Source organism: Pantoea sp. B_9 (assembly GCF_008632015.1).
GTDB classification, from domain to species: Bacteria; Pseudomonadota; Gammaproteobacteria; order Enterobacterales; family Enterobacteriaceae; genus Pantoea; species Pantoea dispersa.
Map to the genome: position 1 here is coordinate 750863 of NZ_VWVL01000001.1, position 23831 is coordinate 774693.

General features: G+C 57.4%; 21 protein-coding genes. 10 read left to right on the forward strand and 11 right to left on the reverse strand.

Features of this window, described 5'->3' with window-relative positions; all coding sequences use genetic code 11:
- The first annotated feature begins 205 nt into the window (after positions 1 to 205).
- From bssS to F3I21_RS03645, 4 genes are all read left to right on the forward strand, one after another.
- The gene (gene bssS, locus F3I21_RS03630) at positions 206 to 460 is read left to right on the forward strand and encodes a biofilm formation regulator BssS (RefSeq protein ID WP_021506436.1); all 255 of its coding nucleotides are present in this window, start codon (positions 206 to 208) and stop codon (positions 458 to 460) included.
- A 106-nt stretch (positions 461 to 566) separates the two neighbouring features.
- Entirely contained in the window at positions 567 to 1682 is a 1116-nt protein-coding gene (gene solA / locus F3I21_RS03635) for an N-methyl-L-tryptophan oxidase (protein ID WP_150058333.1), read from the forward strand.
- Positions 1683 to 1966: 284 nt separating this feature from the next.
- Positions 1967 to 2539 (forward strand): cytochrome b, encoded by a 573-nt coding sequence (locus tag F3I21_RS03640; RefSeq protein WP_150058335.1) that lies wholly within the window; start codon positions 1967 to 1969, stop codon positions 2537 to 2539.
- Between the two features lies 1 nt (position 2540).
- Positions 2541 to 3116 (forward strand): YceI family protein, encoded by a 576-nt coding sequence (locus F3I21_RS03645; RefSeq protein ID WP_021506439.1) that lies wholly within the window; start codon positions 2541 to 2543, stop codon positions 3114 to 3116.
- Between the two features lie 43 nt (positions 3117 to 3159).
- Here F3I21_RS03645 and F3I21_RS03650 read toward each other — a convergent pair whose 3' ends face one another.
- A complete protein-coding gene (locus tag F3I21_RS03650) occupies positions 3160 to 4215 on the reverse strand; it encodes a rhodanese-related sulfurtransferase (protein ID WP_141495574.1) in 1056 nt (351 codons plus the stop codon).
- Positions 4216 to 4482: 267 nt separating this feature from the next.
- Between F3I21_RS03650 and F3I21_RS03655 the strand changes: the two genes are divergently transcribed.
- From F3I21_RS03655 to F3I21_RS03665, 3 genes are all read left to right on the forward strand, one after another.
- Complete coding sequence (locus F3I21_RS03655; RefSeq protein WP_021506441.1) at positions 4483 to 5406, forward strand: Kdo(2)-lipid IV(A) acyltransferase; 924 nt, start codon at positions 4483 to 4485, stop codon at positions 5404 to 5406.
- Between the two features lie 557 nt (positions 5407 to 5963).
- Complete coding sequence (locus tag F3I21_RS03660; RefSeq protein ID WP_021506442.1) at positions 5964 to 6230, forward strand: hypothetical protein; 267 nt, start codon at positions 5964 to 5966, stop codon at positions 6228 to 6230.
- 121 nt (positions 6231 to 6351) lie between these two features.
- Positions 6352 to 6750 (forward strand): MysB family protein, encoded by a 399-nt coding sequence (locus F3I21_RS03665; protein WP_021506443.1) that lies wholly within the window; start codon positions 6352 to 6354, stop codon positions 6748 to 6750.
- 1 nt (position 6751) lies between these two features.
- On the opposite strand, the gene F3I21_RS03670 is transcribed toward F3I21_RS03665, so the two are convergent.
- The 3 genes from F3I21_RS03670 to F3I21_RS03680 all read right to left on the reverse strand — a co-directional run bounded on the left by F3I21_RS03670 (position 6752) and on the right by F3I21_RS03680 (position 11299).
- Positions 6752 to 6991 (reverse strand): YceK/YidQ family lipoprotein, encoded by a 240-nt coding sequence (locus F3I21_RS03670; protein ID WP_021506444.1) that lies wholly within the window; start codon positions 6989 to 6991, stop codon positions 6752 to 6754.
- Between the two features lie 227 nt (positions 6992 to 7218).
- Positions 7219 to 9771 (reverse strand): glucans biosynthesis glucosyltransferase MdoH, encoded by a 2553-nt coding sequence (gene mdoH / locus F3I21_RS03675; RefSeq protein WP_059010463.1) that lies wholly within the window; start codon positions 9769 to 9771, stop codon positions 7219 to 7221.
- Complete coding sequence (locus F3I21_RS03680) at positions 9764 to 11299, reverse strand: glucan biosynthesis protein G (RefSeq protein ID WP_182688977.1); 1536 nt, start codon at positions 11297 to 11299, stop codon at positions 9764 to 9766. Before F3I21_RS03680 ends, mdoH begins: the two co-directional genes overlap by 8 nt.
- A gap of 278 nt (positions 11300 to 11577) precedes the next feature.
- Here F3I21_RS03680 and mdoC point away from each other — a divergent pair, with 278 nt between their 5' ends.
- Positions 11578 to 12723 (forward strand): glucans biosynthesis protein MdoC, encoded by a 1146-nt coding sequence (mdoC, locus tag F3I21_RS03685; RefSeq protein ID WP_021506447.1) that lies wholly within the window; start codon positions 11578 to 11580, stop codon positions 12721 to 12723.
- Between the two features lie 40 nt (positions 12724 to 12763).
- On the opposite strand, the gene F3I21_RS03690 is transcribed toward mdoC, so the two are convergent.
- On the reverse strand, positions 12764 to 14224 hold the full coding sequence (locus tag F3I21_RS03690) for a phosphatidylserine/phosphatidylglycerophosphate/cardiolipin synthase family protein (protein WP_150058337.1): 1461 nt from the start codon (positions 14222 to 14224) through the stop codon (positions 12764 to 12766).
- A 152-nt stretch (positions 14225 to 14376) separates the two neighbouring features.
- Between F3I21_RS03690 and F3I21_RS03695 the strand changes: the two genes are divergently transcribed.
- The gene (locus F3I21_RS03695) at positions 14377 to 15516 is read left to right on the forward strand and encodes a beta-glucosidase (protein ID WP_127833908.1); all 1140 of its coding nucleotides are present in this window, start codon (positions 14377 to 14379) and stop codon (positions 15514 to 15516) included.
- Here the strand turns inward: F3I21_RS03695 and F3I21_RS23150 are convergent.
- The 6 genes from F3I21_RS23150 to F3I21_RS03720 form a co-directional block, all read right to left on the reverse strand.
- Complete coding sequence (locus tag F3I21_RS23150; RefSeq protein WP_021506450.1) at positions 15513 to 15689, reverse strand: hypothetical protein; 177 nt, start codon at positions 15687 to 15689, stop codon at positions 15513 to 15515. The genes F3I21_RS03695 and F3I21_RS23150 overlap by 4 nt on opposite strands.
- Positions 15690 to 16001: 312 nt before the next feature.
- Positions 16002 to 18203 carry a TonB-dependent siderophore receptor gene (locus F3I21_RS03700; protein WP_150058339.1) on the reverse strand — a complete coding sequence of 734 codons (2202 nt, stop codon included), beginning with the start codon at positions 18201 to 18203 and terminating at the stop codon, positions 16002 to 16004.
- Positions 18204 to 18384: 181 nt separating this feature from the next.
- Positions 18385 to 19755: an efflux transporter outer membrane subunit gene (locus F3I21_RS03705; protein ID WP_150058341.1), complete on the reverse strand. Its 1371-nt coding sequence runs from the start codon at positions 19753 to 19755 to the stop codon at positions 18385 to 18387.
- Entirely contained in the window at positions 19752 to 20843 is a 1092-nt protein-coding gene (locus F3I21_RS03710; RefSeq protein ID WP_021508268.1) for an HlyD family secretion protein, read from the reverse strand. Before F3I21_RS03710 ends, F3I21_RS03705 begins: the two co-directional genes overlap by 4 nt.
- Positions 20840 to 22525, reverse strand: coding sequence for an MFS transporter (locus tag F3I21_RS03715; RefSeq protein ID WP_150058343.1), 1686 nt, complete (start codon positions 22523 to 22525; stop codon positions 20840 to 20842). Before F3I21_RS03715 ends, F3I21_RS03710 begins: the two co-directional genes overlap by 4 nt.
- A gap of 2 nt (positions 22526 to 22527) precedes the next feature.
- Positions 22528 to 22959: a MarR family winged helix-turn-helix transcriptional regulator gene (locus F3I21_RS03720; RefSeq protein WP_058769594.1), complete on the reverse strand. Its 432-nt coding sequence runs from the start codon at positions 22957 to 22959 to the stop codon at positions 22528 to 22530.
- A gap of 478 nt (positions 22960 to 23437) precedes the next feature.
- Between F3I21_RS03720 and F3I21_RS03725 the strand changes: the two genes are divergently transcribed.
- On the forward strand, positions 23438 to 23695 hold the full coding sequence (locus F3I21_RS03725; RefSeq protein ID WP_058759735.1) for a biofilm/acid-resistance regulator YmgB/AriR: 258 nt from the start codon (positions 23438 to 23440) through the stop codon (positions 23693 to 23695).
- Positions 23696 to 23831: the final 136 nt, after the last annotated feature.

The following is a 23831-nucleotide window of genomic DNA, read 5'->3' on the forward strand; positions in this document are numbered from 1 at the left end:
GCGACAATAAATACCCAGCTGCGTAAGGCGTTTATTTATTCGTTGAAAACCGGCTTTTGGCTGCTTTTATTTTGCTGTGTTTTTAGTCACCACACTTTTTAACTACTGTACTGTTAATTCCATGTTATAATTATCTCGCTAGTGCAAGATACAGACGCATTGAACCTCGAAAGCACTTCGTTTAACGAGTAATAAGGAGGTTATAATGGACAGAAGTAAAGACGTCATCCAGACCCATCCGCTGGTGGGATGGGATATCAGCACCGTTGACAGCTATGACGCCATGATGATCCGCCTGCACTCGCTATCATCGCAGGACCAGAAAGAAGAAGAAGCTGACGTGGGCCCAACATACTGGCTGACAACTGACGTAGCCAGACAGTTTATCTCTATCCTCGAAGCTGGCATTGCAAAGATCGAGTCCACTGAGCAATACCTACGCGATAATCGCAAGCACTAATCATCACCATCGCGTGAAAAGGCACCCTACAGGGTGCCTTTTTCATGGGCGCACTCTTTTGATATGCTATTGAAAAAAATCGCCGTTTTGCAGGAGTGATGTCGTCATGGTTTATGATCTGATTGTGGTGGGAAGTGGTTCCGTCGGAGCTGCCGCGGGTTTCTACGCAACCCAGGCGGGCCTGTCGGTGCTGATGATCGACAGCGCGCACCCGCCCCACAGCCAGGGGACGCATCACGGCGAAACCCGCCTGATTCGTCATGCTTACGGCGAAGGTGAACGCTACGTGCCGCTGGTGCTGCGCGCCCAGACGTTGTGGGATGAGCTGGAGCGCCAGAGCGGCGAACGCATTATGCACCGCAGTGGCATTCTTAATCTGGCGCCAGCCAGCTCGGATTTCATTCACAACGTGATCGACAGCGCTAACCGCTGGCAGTTAGCGGTGCAGGTGTTACAGGCCGATGAGGTGCGTAAACGCTGGCCGCAGCTTAGCGTACCGGACGGCTACGTAGGCGTATTTGAGCCTAACTCTGGCTTCCTGAAATGCGAACAGGCGGTGCGCAGCTGGGTGCAGCTGGCGGAACAGGCTGGCTGCGCGCAGCTGTTTAACTGCCCGGTCAGCGCGATTGGCCGCGAGGGCGATCTGCAGCAGGTCACCACCAGCGATGGCGTATTCCGCGCGCGCAAGCTACTGATCAGCGCCGGCACCTGGGTCAGTCAGCTGGTGGACAATCTGCCCGTTACGCCGGTGCGCAAGGTGTTTGCCTGGTATCAGGCCGATGGGCGCTACAGCGAAAATAACCAGTTCCCCGGCTTTACGGTAGAGATGCCGGATGGCAGCCATTTCTACGGCTTCCCGGCAGACAATAATGCCCTGAAAGTGGGACGCCACGATGGCGGTCAGCCGATGCAGACGCCAGCGGACCGCAAACCGTTCGGCAGCATCGCCGCTGACGGTAACGAAGCCTTAAGCTTCCTGCGCCAGTTTCTGCCAGGCGTAGGCGTGTGCCTGCATGGTGAAGCCTGCAGCTATGACAACACGCCGGATGAAGATTTTATTATCGATACCCTGCCCGGTGAGCCTGACCGACTGATCATCACCGGCCTGAGCGGCCACGGGTTTAAATTCGCCAGCGTGCTGGGTGAACTGGCCAGCGAATTTGCGCAGAATAAACCGTTCTCCTTTGACCTCACGCCCTTCTCACTTTCGCGTTTTGCCTGATTTTGTTGCTGCCGGTGCGGATCGCACTGGCAGTTATTGACCTTTCCTGACACAAATTTACTTTTCGCCCGCGTTTATGGCGCATTTGGTGTAGCAATACCCATTGCCGCCAGGACTAAAACGGCTATTTGCTTATCTATTCAGAATTATTGAATTGCACCGCCAGCCTTTCGCCATATATATCGAACCCCTAAATTCAAAGTTATAGAAAAGTAAGGACGATTGATTTTCTATTTCAGGTTGTAGATTCTCATTACCACTTATTTCCTGATAACGGCTTAACTATGTGGCGTAATTCTCCACGGCATTACGGTGCGTTAACCATTGCGTTGCACTGGCTGATGGCGCTGACGATTTACGGTATGTTCGCGCTGGGTTTATGGATGGTCGGACTTGGCTATTACGACGGCTGGTATCACAGCGCCCCTGAGATTCACAAAGGCATCGGCATCTTACTGTTTGCTGCTCTGCTGCTGCGCCTGTGCTGGCGCGTCATAACGCCCCCGCCGGCACCGCTCACCAGTTACTCGCCGCACGTACGCCGTGCCGCCCATGCGGCGCACTGGCTGCTGTATGGCCTGCTGCTGGTGTTGCTGATCAGCGGCTATCTGATCTCTACCGCAGACGGCAAGCCGGTCTCAGTGTTTGGCTGGTTTGAGGTACCGGCACTGTTTACCGGCGCGGGTGAGCAGGCCGATGTCGCCGGTGAGGTCCATTTATGGCTGGCGTGGGCTCTGGTGCTGTTGTCTGCCCTGCACGCCCTGGCCGCACTGAAACACCATTTTGTCGATCGCGACATGACGCTGAAACGGATGCTCGGTTACCGCATCCCCTTAACCTCTGAAAAGGAAAAGTAATATGATCAGGAAAACCCTGCTGGCGCTCAGCGCCGCTGCCCTCTTTTCGACCAGCCTGAGTGCCAGCGCGGCTGAGTATAAGTTTGATAAAGAGGGTCAGCACGCGTTTGTCCAGTTCCGCATTCAGCATCTTGGCTACAGCTGGCTGTACGGCAGCTTTAAAGATTTTGATGGCAGCTTTACCTTTGATGAAGCCAATCCGGCCGCGGACAAGGTCAACGTGACCATCAATACCAACAGCCTCGATACCAACCATGCCGAGCGCGACAAGCATTTGCGCAGCGCGGATTTCCTCAATACCGGCAAATTCCCGCAGGCCAGCTTCAGCTCGACTGAGGTTAAAAAACAGGGCAAGGATTATAAGATCACCGGCAACCTTACGCTCAACGGCGTAACGAAGCCGATCACGCTGGATGCGCAGCTGATTGGGGAAGGCAAGGATCCGTGGGGCGGTTATCGCGCCGGCTTTGCCGCCAGCGGCGAAATTGTGCTGAAAGAGTTCAACATCAGCAAAGATCTCGGTCCGGCCTCACAAAAAGCCGAGCTGATCATTTCAGTGGAAGGTGTGCGTCAGTAATGGGCAGTACAGCCTGGCGGCAATACGCCAGGCTGTTAAGCCGTTACTTTTTGTCCGGCACGGGGATCGCCATGGTCATGTTGAGTAAACCGCGCGATTTATTGAACACTTTGTTGCCATTTTCACGGCCAGCGCGGCGCGCGCGCTGCTCTTCCGGCGCCAGTTTCGACTCTTCCATGCACAGCGGGCTGCAGCAGTTCTGATATTTTTCCGCACAGCTCGGGCACTGAATAAACAGCAGATGGCAGCCGTCATTGACGCAGTTGGTGTGGCTGTCGCACGGCGCACCACACTGGTGGCAGCTGGAGAGAATATCGTCAGAAATACGCTCGCCCATACGCTCGTCAAACACGAAGTTTTTGCCTTTGAAGCGCACCGGTAAACCCTGCTCGCGCGCGCGACGGGTATATTCGATGATGCCCCCTTCAATGTGGTAAACATCATCAAAACCGTTGTGCTTCATCCACGCACTGGCTTTTTCACAGCGGATGCCGCCAGTACAGTACATGACGATTTTTTTGTCTTTCTGCGCCTGCAGCATATCCACCGCCATCGGCAGCTGATCGCGGAACGTATCGGCTGGCACTTCCAGCGCGTTGTCGAAGTGGCCCACTTCGTATTCGTAGTGGTTACGCATATCCACAAACACCGCATCCGGATCGTCGAGCATGGCGTTGACTTCGGCCGCTTTGAGATAGTTACCGACGTTACTGGCGTCGAAGCTACCGTCTTCAATACCGTCAGCCACGATGCGATCGCGCACTTTCAGGCGCAGCACCCAGAACGATTTGCCGTCGTCATCCAGCGCGATGTTCATGCGCAGATTGTCGAGCGCCGGGTCAAAGGCATAGAGCATCGCCTTCATCGCCTCATAGCGACTGGCCGGCACGCTGATTTGCGCATTAATCCCTTCCTGCGCCACGTAGACGCGGCCGAATACCTTCAGCTGGGTTAAGGCAACATAGAGACGGTCGCGGAATGCCTGTGGATCGGCGATCTGGAAGTATTTATAAAAAGAGACTGTGGTACGCGGCTCGGTTTCGGCCAGCATACGTTCTTTCAGCTCTTTATTGGAAACGAGGTTGTGTAACACTGGCATGGTGAACACCTGTTAGCAATCAAAGAAATTTAGCGCGCATATGATACCTGAATTGAGCGTGATGCAAAGCCTCTGGTGCAATTCTCCTGCCATCAGCCACAATCGACGGGGTTCTGCGTTGTGCTCGCCAATATCTGCGCAGAAATGCTGTTCGTCGTGCGCTGACGCACGGATGGTTGATTTCAGTCAGAGAGAAAAAATGGCATAATCCCGGCCAATTACAGAAACCGGACTCTCTGGTACACGACGCAGGACATTGATATTTCCATGACGCAACTTCCGCAATTTACCCGCGAACTCCTTCATCCACGCTACTGGCTGACCTGGCTGGGCATCGGTTTCCTCTATGTGCTGGTGCTGTTGCCCTACCCGCTGCTGTACGTGACTGGCTGCGGGCTGGGACGCCTTGCCATGCGTTTTATGAAGCGTCGTGTTCAGGTCGCGCAACGCAATCTGGCGCTGTGCTTCCCCGATATGCCGACCAGCGAACGTGAAGCCATGGTGAAGCACAATTTCGAATCGGTGGGAATGGGGCTGATTGAGACCGGCATGGCGTGGTTCTGGCCGGACTGGCGTATTCGTAAATGGGTCAGCACCAGCGGCCTGGAACACGTTACCGAGGCGCTGGCACAAAAGCGCGGCATCCTGCTGATTGGCATGCACTTCCTGACGCTGGAGCTGGGTGCGCGCGTGTTTGGCATGTACAACCCGGGCATTGGCGTGTATCGCCCTAACGACAACAAGTTACTGGACTGGCTGCAAACCTGGGGACGCATGCGTTCCAATAAAAGCATGCTGGACCGCAAAGATCTGAAAGGCATGATCCGCGCCATGAAGAACAACGACATCATCTGGTATGCGCCCGATCACGACTACGGCCCGCGCAGCAGTGTATTCGCCCCGTTCTTTGCCGTTCAGGAAGCCGCGACCACCACCGGCACGCATATGCTGATTCGTCTGGCTAATCCGAGCGTGGTGCCGTTTCTGGCACGCCGCCTGCCGCACGGCCGCGGCTACGAACTGAAAATGATGCCGGATATCCGCCACAAATTCTCACTGGAGAGTGAGCTGGATACCGCTATCGTGATGAATAAAGTGGTGGAAGAGACGGTGCTGCTGGCGCCTGAGCAGTATATGTGGCTGCATCGCCGCTTTAAAACCCGGCCCGAAGGGCAGCCTTCACGCTATTAATCGGTTGCGGGGTATTATCAATGCCCCGCGTTATTAACCGCGCATTTGCCTTAATTCACGTGATTGTCTGCGCAGTGGCGCGCTAAAAAAGGCCCAGCCAGAACTGCTATGCCTTCCACACGGCGACACTTACATCAACGACACCCTTTACGCCGCATGCTGCTATCTTGCGCATTAATCACGGTTTTTCGCTGCTACGCCGACGCTTTCTCCCTCGCCCGCCGCTGCTTTTCAGTGCCTGAGTTTGTACGGCAATATGCGTAAATATGACGGGTGCGGATCTGATTTTGATGACTTCCAGGCCTTTTCCTATTTAATTTTACTCAGGCTTGCCGTCTTGTTTACTTATCTAATAAATTTTACTGATTAAACAAGTATTTGTCTGAAAGTTAACCGCCATATTCTTTTTTGATTAAAAATTCATCTTTAATATATCTTTATGGAATTGGTTAGCCCGATCGAATCCAGTTAGTTTCGACCCTGACAGTTAGCTCGTTAACTGCGCGTTTAAAAATATAAAAAGATTACACACAGCAAATATATTCAGGACACATAATATGAATAAAGGTATCTACTACTACGTGACGATCAGTACCGATCAGGAGGGTTACCATCTGCTGCATCGGAAAGAGTGTAAACGTCTGCCGGTTAAGGAGGATATGGTGTTCATCGGTACGCTCTATAATTTAAATCAGGCTTTGGCCACCGCACGAATTAATTTTAAAAAGGTGAAACCCTGTATTAAATGCTGCATCCGTTATTCTGCACCCGTGTTACGCGAGTCGGTACGACCGGTTCTGCACTTTCCGCAAAAAATGATGTAACCGGCGCGGGTGGATGACTTTTTACCCATCCACCCCGTCATTGTTCTCTCCCGCCCTGACAGCCGCCAATTTTCGTCTATTCTTCTGTGAAATCCCTTTTTGCACTGACAAGGAGTTGCAGATGAGCCTGTATAGTACGTTAGAAGAAGCCATTGAAGCCGCACGCGAAGAGTTTCTCGCCAGCCAGCCTGAGCTGGAGCAGGATGACGCCAGTGTCAGCCAGTTTGCGCTGCAGAAGTACGTAATGCAGGATGGCGACATTATGTGGCAGGCGGAGTTTTTCGCTGATGAAGACGGCCAGGGCGAATGCCTGCCAATTTGCAGCGGTGAAGCGGCGCAGGCGGTGTTCGACGGTAATTTCGATGAAATTGAGCTGCGCCAGGAGTGGCAGTCGGAAAATACCCTGCACGAATGGGACGAAGGCGAATTTCAGCTGGAGCCGCCACGCGACCTGGAAGAAGGCGAAGCAGCGGCCGAAGAGTGGGAAGACGACGACAGTCCGTCAGACAACTGGGCGTAAGTTACTCGTACGGGCCGTGCTGTGCGTCAACCGGCAGTAGCAGCGTGTCCATCACCAGCGACAGCGGCAGATCGAGAATGGTCAGCACGCGCCACGGCCCGTCACGCACATCCCACTGCACGCCCGGATAATACTGGTTACCGTGCCCCTGTCCGGGTACGGTCCGGCTGATAATGCTGCCACAGCCCGTGAGCAGTAAAATGGCGGCGCACAGCGCAATTAATTTCAGGCAATATTTCACTGCATTTACTCACCCTGAACTGACACCCCTGATTCTGATGTGCGTCAGTGACTGTTTAAATGTGCTCAGGAACGCTGGCACGTGTCATCGCGCCATTTTAGCTGCGGGTACAGCTAAACCGCTATGTCTTTATGCGTAAAGATTGTGTGAGGTGCGTTAAGCACTTCGCTGAAGCGCAGGCATAAAAAAAGCGGCATCGCTGCCGCTTTTTCATCACCGTTAGCCTGTCAGGCGCGCTGAGGCAGCGCCTGCGGGTTAAGCGTGAGTTTCTGATAACTCTCAACCCACTGATGATATTTATCCGCACTTTCCCACAAGCGCGTGTGCACGCGCGCCAGCACCACCGGATCGCTGATCAGCTGCAGACGCTGTTCGCGATTCAGTTTTTCCGGCGCATCGCTCAATGCCTGATCGACGCGGCGATCGCGTGCGTGATCCAGCAGTGCACTCTGCTTATGGCGCGATGTCGCCATCGCCGTCGCCAGCGCGTTGAACGCCGGATTGAACAGCGCATGCATGAAGCCATGCTTCAGCGCACGTTCACGGTTCAGCTGCAGATAGTGATCGGTGTCGACCAGCTCTTTCGGTGGCTCATACTCTTCCGGGATCAGGAACAGCCTGGCACGCTTACTCTTCAGCCCGACCGTGGCGCGACTCGACATCACCGAGACAAACGGCGACAGAATCAGCGAGAAGACGATTGGCGCCAGCCACCACAGGAAGTTGAGATCGAGCACGCCCATCCCGACGGCCCAGACAATGCCCAGCAGCATCTGTGAACCATGGCGACGGAACGCTTCGCTCCACGGCGTGGCGTCATCGTCACGCTGCGGCGAGTTCCACACCACTTCCCAGCCGAGGAACGCGCTGACCACAAACACGGTGTGGAACAGCATGCGCACCGGTGCCAGCAGCACCGAGAACAGCATCTCCAGCAGCAGCGAGAGGAAAAGGCGGAATGCGCCACCGTACGGTTTCGCCCCTTTAAACCAGATCAGCACCACGCTGAGCAGTTTTGGCAGGAACAGCAGCACCAGCGTGGTGGAGAACAGCGCGATGGCCAAATCCGGACGCCACTGCGGCCACACCGGGAACAGCTGACGCGGCTGCAGGAAGTAGGTCGGTTCCATCAGCGTATGCACCACCTGCAGGGCGGTCGACAACGCAAGGAACATAAACCACAGCGGCGCCGACAGGTAGGACATCACGCCGGTCAGGAACACCGCGCGGTGCACCGGGTGCATGCCTTTTACCAGGAACAGGCGGAAGTTCATCAGGTTGCCGTGGCACCAGCGACGGTCACGCTTCAGCTCATCAAGCAGGTTCGGCGGCAGCTCTTCATAAGAACCCGGCAGATCGTAGGCGATCCACACGCCCCAGCCGGCACGACGCATCAGCGCCGCTTCCACGAAGTCATGTGACAGAATCGAACCGGCGAAGGAGCCTTCACCCGGCAGCGGCGCCAGCGCACAGTGTTCAATAAACGGCTGCACGCGAATGATGGCGTTGTGCCCCCAATAGTGCGATTCGCCCAGCTGCCAGAAGTGCAGACCGGCGGTAAACAGCGGCCCGTAAACGCGGGTGGCGAACTGCTGACAGCGCGCATACAGCGTATCCATGCCTGACGCTTTTGGCGAGGACTGGATAATACCGGCGTTCGGGTTCGCTTCCATCATGCGCACCAGACCGGTAAGACACTCACCGCTCATCACGCTGTCGGCGTCCAGCACCACCATGTAGCTGTAGTTGCTGCCCCAGCGACGGCAGAAGTCATCGATGTTGCCGCTTTTACGCTTCACGCGGCGGCGACGACGGCGATAGAAGATCTTGCCTGCCCCACCGACATCCCGCACCAGCTCCATCCACGCTTTTTGCTCGGCGATGGCGATGTCGGCATCGTAGCTGTCGCTCAGGATGTAAACGTCGAAATGCTCCGCGTTACCGGTGCGTTTCACCGACTCCCAGGTGGCGCGCAGACCGGCGAACACGCGTTCCACGTCTTCGTTACAGATTGGCATGATCAGCGCGGTGCGATGTTCCGGATTGAGCGGCTCATCCCCGGTGGTCGAGTACGAGATGCTGTACTTATCGCGGCCGATCAGCAGCTGCAGGAAGCCCATCAGCGCGGTCCAGAAACCGGCCGATACCCAGCAGAACAGGATGGCAAACAGGAACAGGATGCCGGTCTGCAGAATATACGGCAGGATCAGCTCCACTGACTGCAACCAGTTCTGGTTAAACAGCTCGACCGGATCGAGCAGCGTCCAGCCCTGATACGGCAGAATGGTTTTCATGTACCAGGTGGCGACCACGGTCTGCAGAATGGTCAGAATCAGCAGCACGTAGCGACGCATGGAACCCACGTGGCGCCATTTGTCTTCCGCTTTCTGCTCTTCCACCGTGGCATAGCGTGGATTGCCTTTCTGCCCGCGCAGGGAATCCCAGGCGCGCGCAATCGGGTTAGTACGCCAGGCTTCCGGGAACATCAGCGAACGCTTCACTGGCGGCATCGCCTTCAGCGTGGTGCGGTCGAGATAATCTTTACTGAGCTGCTGGCCACCGGCGAGCGAATCCGGCCACGCCATGGATACGCGCGATGAGACCGATTTCAGCGGCGCATCGTCCGGCCGTTCGCTGGCGGCGATATCCTGCCCCAGCGCGCTGTGAATGGCATGAAACGCCTGCGCATTCTGCAGCGAGGCGCTGAGCGTGGCGCGTGCTGCCGCATCAAGCGGCAGCGCCTCCACGTAAGATTGAGGTAAATAAGTCGATTTATTCATTGGCAGGTAACTGATAGCTCCAGGTTTCCGTCAATGTCTTGTCGCCGCTCACCAGCGCCGCACGCATTTCGGTCGGCTGCTTGTTGTCTTTGACGCGCAGACGCAGCACCAGACGCCAGCCTTTGGTGACCGGGTTGTAGCGTACGCTCTGCTCGACCACGTCGGCGTTGTTACCGACGCTGACCTGCGGCGCCACCTGGGTATTTTCCGGCAGCTTGCTCATCGCTTTACCGACAAAGTCCACGGTAAAGGCGATGGAACCATCCGGCTGACGCACCAGGTTAGACTGCTTCACATCGCCCGCAGAACGCAGCGTGTCTTTCACCCAGGCCACATCGTCCTGGTGCAGCTGGTTTTCATCGCGCGTAAAGTGCAGACGATATTTGAAGTTCATCTCTTTGCCTGGCTCTGGCAGGCTCTCCGGCGTCCAGAAGGCCACGATATTATCGTTGGTTTCATCTGCCGTCGGGATCTCCACCAGCTCTACGCGGCCTTTGCCCCAGTCGCCCTGCGGCTCAACCCAGCCGCTTGGACGCAGATCATAGCGGTCGTCCAGGTCCTGGTAATGGCTGAAGTCACGGCCACGCTGCAGCAGACCGAAGCCTTTCGGGTTTTCGATGGTAAAGGTGCTGACCGCCAGGTGTTTCGGGTTATTGAGCGGACGCCAGATCCACTCGCCATTTCCGGCGTGAATCGACAGGCCGTTCGAATCATGCAGCTCCTGACGGAAGTTGCTGACCGGCGACGGCTGGTTAGCGCCAAACAGGAACATACTGGTGAGTGGGGCTACGCCGAGTTTGCCGACGTTGTCACGCAGATACACTTTAGACTGCACGTCCACGGTGGACTCTTTGCCTGGCTGGATCACAAAGCGATAGGCGCCGGCGGCGCGCGGAGAATCCAGCAGCGCATAAATCACCAGCTGTTTATCCTGCGGCTTCGGCCGCTCGATCCAGAACTCTTTAAAGCGCGGGAACTCCTCACCGGAAGGCAGCGCGGTATCAATCGCCAGACCACGCGCCGACAGGCCATACACCTGGCCTTCGCCAATCACGCGGAAATAGCTGGCACCCAGGAAGCTGGTGATCTCATCGTCTTTACCCTTTTTATTTAAAGGATACAGCACTTTGAAACCGGCAAAACCGAGGTTTTTCACCGCATCGGCATCGTGTTTCACGTTGCCGAAATTGAAGTAGTCAGGGTTATATTTGATTTCACGTACCGAAGACGCGGTGACTTCATTGATTTTCACCGGCGTGTCGAAATACATGCCCTGATGATAGAACTCGAGCTTAAACGGCGTGCGCAGTTTGCCCCAGTATGCTTTGTCGTGGTTAAACTGGATCTGCTGATAGTCAGCAAACTTCATTTCACGAAACTGAGAGGGTAAATTGCTTTTTGGCGCTTCAAAACCTTTCCCTGCCAGCGCCTTAGCTTGCTTTGCCACATCATCAATGTTGAACGCCCAGCTATTGTTGGCGTACAACGCCAGCAGAACTGCTGCGCCTACCCAGCGCATCTTCACCAGCCCGCCATTATTCTTCACTTTAGTCAGCACATCCCCCCCTTTCGTGTGCTTAGATCAAACCCATTTATCTTAAAGGATTATTCGGTTTTCCGACAGCTTATGTAAAAGATTGTTCCCCTGATTCGTAAGCCGAAAGTGTACTTTTCGGATAATTAAACCCGGAAGATTAAGAAACAGATTCACCTGATAGTATACGCTGTTTACAGCCGGTAGAATTTCGTCCGGCATAATCCGGTTTCAGGGTGAAACCGGCAAGTAAACTGACAAACCGGAAGCTTATGAGTTCAGCAAAACCCGAACGTGAATATTTCCTCGACTCGATTCGAGCGTATTTAATGCTGCTGGGCGTGCCTTTCCACGTCTCGCTGATTTACTCGACCCAACGCTGGTCGGTTAACAGCCAGGACGCCTCACTGTGGCTGACGGTGCTGAATGATTTTATTCACGCCTTCCGCATGCAGGTGTTCTTTGTTATTTCAGGTTATTTCTCGTATATGCTCTATCTGCGCTATCAGCCCAACCGCTGGCTGAAGGTGCGGCTGGAGCGCGTCGGCATTCCGCTGTTAACCGCGGTGCCGCTCATTACCCTGCCGCAGTTTTTTATGCTGAAAAATCTCACCAGCAAAGTCGGCGACTGGGCAAACTTCTCGCTGTATGACAAGTACAACGCGCTGATGTGGGATCTGATTTCGCACCTGTGGTTTTTACTGGTACTGGTGATTCTCACCGCGTTTGGCATGCTGAGCTTCCGCTGGCTGCGCGATCAGCAGCGCCGCATCGATTATCAGCAGGTTGGCTGGGGCAAGCTGACGCTGGCCCTGCTGGCCTATGCGCTGGTGTGGTGCGCCTTCCGCCGGCTGATTTTCCACTTTGCTCCCGCGCTGTTAATGGATGGCCTGTTCAGCATTGCGGTTATGCAGTCGCTGTTCTTCCTGCCGTTCTTTATGCTGGGTGCGCTGAGCTGGAAACATCAGGCGCTGAAAGCGCTGTTTGTGCGTTTTAATCCGGTGATGTGCTTTGGTGCCATTGCGGTGTTTATCGCGTACAGCCTGAATCAGCGCTACAGCAGCGGTGAAGGCTGGCTGTACGAGCTTGATGCCATCATTTCTACGCTGATGGGCTTGTGTATGCTGAACGTCTGCTTCAGCTTCGGCCACAAGCTGCTGAACAGCCACTCGCCGCGCATTATGTATCTGGTGAACGCGTCGCTGTTTATTTATCTGGTGCACCATCCGCTGACCATCCTGTACGGCATCTACGTTACGCCACACATCAGCAGTAATACGCTGGGCTTCTTTGTCGGCCTGCTGATGGTGTTTGGCGTTGCCTTTGCCCTGTACGAGATTCATCTGCGTATCCCGCTGCTGCGCTTTTTATTCTCCGGCAAGCCGCAGCGCAAACCAGAGACCTCCGCGCAGACGTAACGGCGTACTTACCCGCCGGGCTGCGCGCGTTGCAGCCCGGCTATAGCAGCCACTCCACCGGCAGACGCCATACCAGCCGCACCAGCAAACGCTGCAATAGCGTGCACTGCGGCTCGTGCTTATGTACCACTTCCCGCGCTTCGCCGCTGTACTCTACCCAGTTAACGCGGCCCCACTTATCCAGTCGCAGTGCCCAGGCGCGGTCGCGCATGCCGCTGCTGAAGCGCTGATGGGTCTGCTGCGCCAGCGCTTCGCTCTCAATCACCAGCCCCATCTCCGTATTCAGCACCGCCGAACGCGGATCGAAATTAAACGAGCCAATAAACACTTTGCGGTCATCGACGGTGAAAGTCTTGGCGTGCAGGCTGGAGCCGGAATTCCCGGTCAGGCCGCGATCGTGCGGGGCATCCGCGGCATTGGCCTGCGGCTTCAGTTCGTAGAGCGCAATACCGTGACGCAGCAGCTTCTTGCGCCAGCGCGCATAGCCGGCGTGAACCACGGTGACATCATTGGCGGCCAGCGAGTTAGTTAAGATGGCGATCTTAACGCCCCGCCGCTTCAGCGCCAGCAGCTGCGCCACGCCGGCCCGGGTCGGGACAAAATAGGCCGAGATGATATCGAACTGCTGCTGCGGCGTGCCGATCACCTCCAGCATGCGCTGCGGCAGCAAAGAGGAGCGCTTCGCTTTGCCCAGCCCTTTGCGCGGATCGTCACTTAACAGCCGCGTGTGTGCCCAGGTCATGCTCAGCGAGCCCTGCTCCAGCTGGCTGACAAACGAGGATTTCTCCAGCCGCGCCAGATAGCGCTGCACCGCCTCGCTCTGCTGCCACTCCGGCGGTAAACGCACCGCTTCATGCGGCGGTGCGCCGGTGTCCACGACGCTGCGCAATGGCGATACCGCTTTGCTGTGCCAGTAGCGGGCGAAATCTTCCGCCACTTCATCTACCGCCGGCCCCAGCGCAAGCACGTCGAGATCGGTAAACAGCGGCTCATTGCCGGTGCCAAAATATTCGTCGCCGATGTTACGGCCACCCACCAGCGTTACCGCGCCGTCCACGGTCAGGCTTTTGTTGTGCATCCGGCGATTCAGGCGGGCGAAGTCGGTCAGATAGCCCAGCGCGCGCAGGGTTCGAAACGAAAAGGGATTAAACAGCCGCACGGCGATATTCGGATGCCGATCGAGTTCAGCCAGCGTTTCATCCAGCCCGGGCGTATTGTTGTCATCCAGCAGCAGGCGCACCTGCACGCCGCGCTCCGCCGCATCCAGCAGCGCGCTGAACAGCAGGCGTCCGGACATGTCGTTGTGCCAGATGTAATACTGAACGTCGATGGTGTGCTGCGCCATGCCCATCAGCAGATAGCGTGCCGCAAATGCATCCAGCCCATCGTTCAGCGGATGAATGCCGCTCAGTCCCGGATGACGGGCACATTGCTGTTGCGCATGTTCTCTCAGCCCGTCGCCCGGCCGTTCGCGTGAGGAACGCAGTGCCGCTTCGCTCATACTCAATCCCTGCTTACCCTGAAGCTGTTATTGTTGGTATCACCGCACGTAAAGGCAATCAGAGCCGTCTACTTCCGCGTCAGGTGCGGCGTTAATTTAGTCTAGACTTAGCCAGGCGTTCTGCATCCGGCGTTCTTCGTGAGGAGAAGATCATGACTCAGCTATCCCCGCGCCATCAGCCCCGGCTATTTCGCAGCTTTTTTCAGGGCAGCTTCCCCTGCTCTACCGCCTGCCGCAGCGGCGGGCGACGACTGGATATGGTCATCAGCAGCGGCCACGACATGCTGCTGGAGAAAGATTACGCCGCGCTGGCGCAGGAAGGATTGCGCACCGCGCGCGACGGCGCCCGCTGGCACCTGATTGAGGCCACGCCAGGTGAATACGACTGGCGCACCTTTCTGCCGATGATTCACGCGGCGGCGCGCCATGATTTACAAATCATCTGGGAGCTGGCGCACTTTGGCTACCCCGATCATCTCGATATCTGGAAGCCGGCGTTTGTGGAGCACTTTGGCCGCTTCGCGCGCGCCATGGCTCAGCTGATGCGGGATGAGGGCGTGGAGCAGCCGTTCTTTACGCCCATCAATCAGATATCCTTCTGGTCCTGGGCCGGCGCCGATGTCTCGTGGCTCGATCCCTACGCCAGCGCGCGCGGTCGCGAACTGAAACGTCAGCTGGTGCGCGCCTCGCTGACGGCCATGCACGCCATTCGCGACGTCTATCCGGACGCCCGCTTCGTGCTGACCGACCCGCTGGTGCAGATCGCCGCCGATCCGCATAACCCCGACAGTAAACCCTATGCCGACAGCCAGCATCAGGCGCAGTTTGAAGCCTGGGACTGGCTGGCAGGACGCGATGCGCCGGAGCTGGGTGGTCAGCCCGATTTTCTCGACATCCTGGGGCTGAACTATTATCCCGACAACCACTGGTTCTTCTCCGGCGACACCATTCCGCCCGACCACCCGCAGCGTCAGCCGCTGCACCGGCTGCTGATGCAGTGCTGGCAGCGTTATCAGCGCCCGCTGTTGCTGGCAGAAACCGGCGCGGAAGGCGACGCGCGCGCGCCCTGGCTGCGGCATGTCAGTGATGAAGCGCGGCTGGCCTTAGCGCAGGGCGTGGCGCTGGAAGGCATTTCGCTCTATCCGGTGGTGGAGTATCCGGCGTGGGCCGACGATCGGCGCTCGCCTGGCGCGCTGTTTGGTCTGGGCGATCCCAATGGCAATCGCACCCTGCACGAAGCGCTGGCGCTGGAGTTACGCAGTCAGCAGATTAAATGGCGCACTCAGGATTAAGAGTGCTGCACCGGGCTGGCGGTTTTGGGCGGGCAGGTTTGTACATCCAGTGACGGATCGGCTGGATGGCGCACGTCCGTCAGCCAGGTCATAGTGAAAAGGAACACTACGCCGATCAGGCAGGCGGAAAGCAGTCCAATGATGGCGATCAGTTTGTCATCCCGGGATTCCATCGACATCTCCTTGCGGGCGTCCGTAGTCGGTTGCTGGCCTCAGCTCATCCATAATGTAAGCATCAGGACGAAGATTATAAGGGTAACCGAGGTCACTGCAAGTACCACAATGGCGAAGTGCGCATCATCCAGCGGTTGCCGTAAAGGTTCGTCGTGATCGTCAGGTGGCGCGGGTGAACTCATGATGACTCAACAGGAAAGAGGCGTTTTCAGCGGGATTGCCGCACAGAGTGTAATGGAATAGCGGCCAACGTACAGCACTATTTCTGTCGGAAAAGACCACGGAGCGTCACTACGCCCCGTGGTGGCCGCTTAGAAATCGTAGCTCATGCTGATTTTCAGCGTGCGCGGGTCGCCCTGCGCGAGATAGGTGCCGGTGTCATCAACGTTTGACCAGTACTTCTCATTGGTGACGTTTTCGACCGCCACGCGCCACACCAGATCGTTCTGATTCACCTTCATGCGGTAACGCATACCAAGATCCAGCGTGGTATAGCTGTCCAGCTTGAGGGTGTTGGCCGAGTTGGCATACTGAGAGCCGCTGTGGTTGAGCAGCGCCGTCGCCGTCAGACCCTCCACCGGCTTGATGTCATACTCCGCGCCCAGCACGTAGGTGTAGCGCGGCACGCCGATCGCCTGTTTGCCATCGTAAGTGCCGCCGGCGGTTTTCTTCATCACCGGATCGATCCAGGTGGCGCTGGCGTTGAGGCGCAGGCCCAGCACCGGCTCACCAAACACGTTGGCTTCCACGCCGCGATGGCGCTGCTCGCCATCCATGACGTAGACATTGTCACTGTTGATCAGGCCGGATGGTTTCTGGATTTCGAACAGCCCCAGCGAGCCGCCGATGCGGCCGAAATCCGTTTTCACACCGATCTCATTCTGCTTCGAGTGCGCCACGCCAGTCACGGTGCCATAGTTGACGGCGTCTTTAGGGGCTACTTCACCAGGCTGCAGCGCTTCCGTATGGTTCGCGTACAGCGCCACTTCTTTCCATGGCTTGTAAACCACGCCGTAGGTTGGCATCCAGCGGTCGTTGGTGAAGCGCGAATCAACGCTTTCCGCGCCGGTGTTGTAGTTATAGCTGCGCACCACCACTTTCTGATGGCGAGCACCGACGGTCACCAGCAGCGTATCGTCCAGTAATCCGAGCGTATCGCTCAGCAGATAGCCCTGGGTGCGGGTACGTGACGTGGTAAGCGGATCGGAGAACTTGCCGCCGGCGAAGGTGGCCGCCGGTTCCGCCACGTCACCGCTGTGGTAGATATTAAACGGCGTGCCCACCAGCGACATGTCGTAGGCATTTTTCGCATTGGTGGTCAGCGCCGAGTAACCCACGTTGACTTTATGACTGACGAAACCGGTGTGGAACTCACCGCGCAGCCCCACCATGCCGCTCATGTTGTCCTGAATGCGGTTGGAGTAGAAGCTACTGATGGTGCCGTCACCGTTGCTGTTGGTAATGGTCGGCGCGCCGTAGTTGCCGGTTTCATGGGCGTGCTGTGCGCCGAGGCCGGCATACGCCGTCCAGCTGTCGGTAATATCGTATTCTGCTTTGGCGATACCGAATTCAGATTCCATATCGCTGTACACCCATTTCTGGCTGTAATTATGCGAATTTGACGGCACCGCCGGGATCACGCCGGCGCTGGCGAATTTCACGCCCTGTAAGCCGTCATGGAAGGTTTTCTTTTGATAGCCAACGTCCAGCGAGGTGCGCAGCCGGTCGCCGCGATAATCAAGACCGACCGAAGCCGCCGTGGTGCGTTTTTTCTCGCCGTCAACGCCGGTTTCGCCTTCGCGATGCACGGCGTTAACCCGCACGCCAAACTGATTGTTATCGCCAAAGCGACGCCCCACGTCCAGCGTTCCGCCAACCTGAGACGAGGAGGTGTAATCGAGGCCCACGCGATTGATCGGCGTATCTTCGGCATGTTTCGGCTCGAGGTTGATCATACCGCCGACGCCGGAACTGGCTGCGCCGTTAACCAGACTGTTGGCGCCTTTGAAGATCTCCACGCGATCGATCAGCGAAGCGTCCATCACCTGGCGCGGCACCACGCCCGGCAGACCGCCGAAAGTCATATCATCGCCGTCGAGAGTGAAACCCCGAATGCGGTAAGTTTCAGCGAAATTGCCGTAACCTTTGACGTTCTGCACGCCCGCATCGTTGCGCACCACATCGGCGATGGTTTGCGCTTGCTGGTCCTGAATCATTTTTGCCGTATAGCCGATGACGTTGAACGGCACGTCCATGGCGTTTTGCTCGCCCAGCATGCCGAGGCGACCGCCGTGGGCAATCTGGCCGTCGAGAAAGGCCGGTACTAAGTCGTTGCCGCCGGGTTTGAATTCACTCTGCGGCGTGGCGGTAACGGTCAGCGTCTGCTGTTCGTTAGCGCCCTGAGGAGCATTACTGGTGTTAGTGGTAGCAGCCATCACTGGCAAACAACCGACGCTGACCAGCATGGCCAGCAGCGTCGGTTTCATTCCGGGATTGAAAGGCGTTCTGCGCATGGTTATCCCCTGATGTAAATTATACTGAGAATCATTATTATTGCGGTTTGCGATTATGCGCAGCGTACAGCTAAATGCAAGCAATTTGCTAAAAGTGATGTTCAGTGAGAGGAGAGGCAAGAACCGCCGCTAAACAAGGAAAGCGTTGCAGCAGTCACGTACCAACGTAACTGCCGCAGTGTTACCCCTGCCAGCCGCCACCAAGGGCGCGGTAGAGATCGATTTGCGCCAGCAGCAGCGTGTTTTTCACCGCCACAATATTCAGCTGGGTGCTGAACAGCGTGCGCTGCGCATCAAGCTCATCGAGATAGGACGCATAGCCATTCTGATAACGGTTGCGCGCAATCCGCCACGCCTCGGCAACGTAGCGCTCCTGCGCCTGCAGTTCCGTCAGCTGCTGCTGGCTGCGCGTGATGGCATCCAGTGCGTTATCCACCTCGGCAAAGGCGTTGCGCACCACCCTTTCGTAGCCGTACAGCGCCTGGTTGCGCGACGCCATCGCCACATCCACCTGCGCGGTCAGCGCTTCGCGGTTGAGCAGCGGTGCCAGCACGCTACCACCTATGCTCCACAGGCGGAACGGATTATCCAGCAGATCGTGTAGCTGGCTGCTCTGCAGCGTGCCGGATGCCGTCAGGTTGAGCGATGGCAGCAGCTGTGCCTGTGCCGCCGCCAGCGACGCGTCGCTTGCCAGCAGCAGGCGCTGCGCCTGGACAATGTCAGGCCGGCGATTCAGCAGCTGCGACGGCAGCAGCGCCGGCAGTGCGTGTGGTCGCAGCTGGTCGAACTGGCTGCTGCGCGCAATCTGGCGCGGATTCATGCCGACCAGAATGCTGAGCGCGTTCTCCTGCTGGGCGATCTGATGCTGCAGCTGGGGAATTTGCGCTTTCGCCGTCTGATACTCCGATGCCGCCTGCATCCATTCCAGCCGCGAAGTATAGCCAGTTTCGAACTGACGCTGCGCCAGGTTCAGCGAGTTCTGCCGCGTTTCCAGCGTGGCCTCGGTGACGCGCAGCTGCTCGTCGAGCGCGCACAGGCTGAGGTAACCGGACGCGACCGAACTGGCCACCGTCAGCTCGGCTGCCGAGGCCGCCGCACGCTGCGCCGCCAGCGTGGCTTCCGCCGCGCGGATGCTGTTGCTGCGGCTGCCCCATAAGTCGACCTCATAATTCGCCTGCAGCAGTCCCTGAAATACCGCACTTTCGTACGGCTGACCGGTCGCCGCTGACAGCGCACGCTGATGGGTTGCCGCCACGCCCGCCGACAGCGTGGGGAAGTTGTCGCCCTGCGCAGCGCGCAGCTCGGCGCGATACTGATCGACGCGCGACCGGGCAATGAGAATATCGCTGTTGTGCTGCAGCGCCTGGTTTACCAGCCAGTTGAGGCGATCATCACCAAAGCTGCGCCACCACTGCGCTTCCGGCGCGGCGGCGGGCCCGACCTGCTGACGCCAGTCGGGCGGAATCGGCAGCGACGACGGCGCCTGCTCCACGTCGCGGGCGCAGCCGGTCAGCAGCATCGCGATGAGCACCGCGAGTAACGGCCGCTTCATAACGCATCCCGGTGTGGTTCGGCGGCGGTATCAATGTCGACTTCCACTGACATCCCGGGCCGCAGCTGCTGCAGTTCATCACCAAGAATTTTGATGCGCACCGGAATCCGCTGGGCGATTTTCACGAAGTTACCGGTGGCGTTATCTGGCGAGATAGCGCTGAACTCAGATCCGGCCGCGGGCGAGATAAACTCAACGCGGCCGTCAAAGCGCTTGCCGTCCAGCGCATCAACGCGGATCGACACCGGCAGACCGGGGCGCACGCGCGCCAGCTGGGTTTCCTTCAGGTTGGCGATCACCCATTTATTATCCGGCACCACCGAGGTCAGCCGCGTGCCGGCAGTAACGTACGTGCCTTTGCGCACCGACAGCTGACCGAGCTGGCCGCTGTCCGGCGCGATAATGCGCGTATTGTCCAGATCGATATTGGCCAGCTCCAGTGCCGCCTGCGCGCTGGCTACGTCGCCGGCCAGCGCCGCGCGGTTGACGATGGTGGTTTGCAGATTCTGCTGCGAGACCGCCACCTGCGCCGCCGCCTGGCGCAGCTGGGCCTGAGCCTGCGCATTGGCTGCGCGCGCGGCGTCACGCTCGCGTACCGACAGCGAGCCATCCGCCGCCAGATTTTCCACCCGCTTCAAATCGAGACTGCTTTTTAGCGCCTGCGCTTTGGCATTCTCCAGCGCGGCTTTATTGCTGGCGATAGTGGCCTCCGCACTCTTCTGCTGCTGCTGGTTGTTATTCTGCGCGGCAATCTTCATCGCCAGCTGTGCCTGCGCCTGATGCACGCGCTGGCGATAGATACGATCGTCAATGGTCATCAGCAGCTGTCCTTTGCGCACCGGCTGCAGATCCACCACCTCAACGTTCGTCAGGTAGCCGCTGACCTGCGGGCTGATAAAGGTCACCTGGCCGCGCACGTAGGCGTTTTCCGTTGACTGGATGGTGCTGGTAAAGGGCCACAGCTGCCAGGCGTATAAGATCACCAGCACGCCCACGATGGCGATACCGCTCCCGGCGGCGATAGAGAGAATGCGTCGGCGGTTGGTGCGCTCGCGCTCCGCAGCCTGTAGATCGTCCTGTTGACTCATGGGGTCTCCGTTCGGTTTGCTGGCGCAGCCTGCTGCTGTTGCTCAGTCAGATTATGTCGCGCCTGGCGCCAGTTAAGATAACGCAGCCGCGTCAGGCGCCACAGCACCCACATCAGCGTTATCATTGCCAGCGCGGCGGTCAGTAAATAGGTATCGTTATAAGCCAGCACGTTGGCCTGCAGCGTGGCCACGGTTTGCAGCTGACTGCTGCTCTGCGCGCTGAGCAGGCCGCTGTCCGCCAGCTGGCTGCGAAACAGCGCGCTGTACTGGCTGAGGCGATCCACCACATTGGGATCGAGCAGCGACAGCTGATCGCCCAGCAGGCTGGAGTGATATTTTTCGCGCCACGTCTGGAAGGTGCCGAGAATGGCGGAGCCAATCAGGCCGCCAAGATTCTGGCTCATGCCAAACAGCACGACAAAACTCACCAGATTTTTCGGCTGAGTCACCACGCCGCCGATGCCAAGCAGCATCGCTGGCCCAAGGAAAAAGGCACTGCTGAAGCCGAGCAGAAACTGGCTGAAGTAGAGATTGCTGGCGCGCGTCAGCGGGCTGGATTGCGCATCCATCAGCGAGGCGACAATCATTACGGCCAGCGAGACCACGATTGGCCAGCTCAGATGGTTGGGTTTGATGGTCAGCGCGCTGGCAATCATGCCGCAGATCACGCCTGCAATGATCGACAGCGCCAGCCCGCGCATCTGATCGTTGAGCAGGCCCAGCTGCTGCAGAAAACCCACCGCGCCGGTATTCTGCTCGGCCAGCACGATGCGCATCATGATCATCACGATGCCGAGCCGCACGATCATGCCATTGCTCAGCCAGCGGGTGTTAATCAGCGGGTTAGCGCGGTTATGCTCCAGCACCACCGCCGCGACAATCAGTACCAGCGCCAGCGCCAGACAGACGCCGAGCCATGGTGTGCTGAACCACCACTCAATGCGGCCGAGCGACAGCACGCCGCACAATAACGCCATGCCCGGTGCCAGCAGCATAAAGGTGACGAAATCGAGCTTTTCGAACGCTTTGATACGGTCGCCCGGCGGCAGCTTGACCACCAGCACGCAGCCCAGCGCAATCATCGCCAGGCCCAGCTCAAACAGATAGAGGCCGCGCCACTCCTCCAGCTGCAGCAGCTCGCTGGAGAACAGCCGCGCCAGCGGAATCGCCAGCTGTGAAGCGGTGATGCCAATCACCAGCGCTTTGAGACGGTGCTTCGCCGGCCAGGCCTGGATCTGATAATAGATGCCCAGCGAGCTGAGCGCCGCGCCCACCATGCCGTGCGCGGTACGCACGATAATCGCCGAGCTGAGATCGTTCGCGAGGATGTGAAAAAACGCCACGATGACGTACAGCACCAGAAAGGCTTCGGTAAACAGCCGCAAACCAAACTGCTGGCGGAACTTCACCAGCAAGAGATTAATGGAGATATTGCCCATCACGTAGACCGCCGGCAGCCAGGCGATTTCGTTGCTGTACGCGGCGAAGGTGCCCTGCAGATTGGTGAGGTTGGCGGTCACCAGCGCATTACTCAGCGCGCCGGTAATGGAGATCAGCAGGCCGATCAGGCCAAACGCGATGCGTTTCGATGGCGCATGCAGCGGTGTCGAGGGCGATCCCGGCAGCATCGGCTTTTCGTGCGGCAGCCATTCGCGAGGGGCATACGGGTTACGTTTCGCCACGGCTATACGTTTCCTAAGCGTTCAAGCAGCTGCTGCAACACGTTTTCGGTCACTGCCAGCGCGGCGGGATCGATATCGGCCAGCAGCTGGGCGCGCAGCGCATCCGCCTGCGTTTTTACCGTAGCGAACGCCTCGCCGCCCTGCTCGGTTAACACCAGCAGGCGCTTGCGACGATCTTCCTTTGGCTGCACCCGTGCCAGCAGCTGCTGTTTCACCAGCCGATCGACCAGCGGCACCACACTGGCTTCCTCCAGCCCCAATAGCTGTGCCAGCGCCTTTTGCGTCGGCGGTTCACTGGCGGTCGCTACGCTGGCAATTGCCAGCCAGCTACTCATACTCAAACCGCTCTCTTTCAGGCGACGATCAACCGCCAGCCGCCACGCATGGGCAGTAAGATGCAACAGACGGGAAAACGGTTGTGGATGGTCAGTCAAAGCGTAGCGGCCTAATGGTTAGAGTTCTAACTAAATGGGAGGGTTATTATAAGCTAAGCGACGTACGAATGAAAAGTTTGCTTACATCAGCAAATTTAGTCGTGCTGCACGCAGATTACCAGTTTCACTTAAGTCGCAAAAAGGCCCGATCAGGCCGTGTGTACAGCTTGCCTGTATAACTTTTTTCGGCAAAATACCCTATAATATTGAGTAAATTAGCCTGATAAGCACGAAATGCACAAGCCGCCGCTTGTACAGATTAGGGGTTACTGTATAACTTTAGCCGCCATGAATCGGTTAACGATTCGGTAACGAATGATGCAGTTGCGTCGCCTCTGAAGGTGTTGTGGATTTCCACCTTCAGAGGTGTCTTTTTGTGTTGGGTGGTGAGTCAGGTTTTTCGCGCCTGTCCGCGCGGAAATATTTCATCCTGGTTGTGCTGGCCGCTGGGCCATCAGCCAATCTTAAGGGCTTACACATGCAAAATGCCGTCAACAGCAGCGATGTCCTCGCTGACAATTTCAAACAGGCCGTCAACAGTGAAACCAATGAGATGGAAGTCTTAGGCCATCTGATTGCTGAAATCCTGCACAGCGGTATGCCGGTGACCAATAAGGCGATTATTGCCGCCCTGATTGGCCGGCTGGAGCAGGAAGCCGATGTCGTCCAGCTGGATGTGTATCGTCACCTGCTGGAACTGGTGGTTCACCAGACTCCGGATGATTTTTCGCTGTAGCCGCAGCGGATTCCAGGGATGGAATCAACCTTATCGCCCCGTTTTACTGGCGCCTCGCGTCATCACCCGGTAACATCGCCCGCGTTAACTTTTCCACTAAATATTGCTATGCCGTGACGGCATGCGCATCCAATAA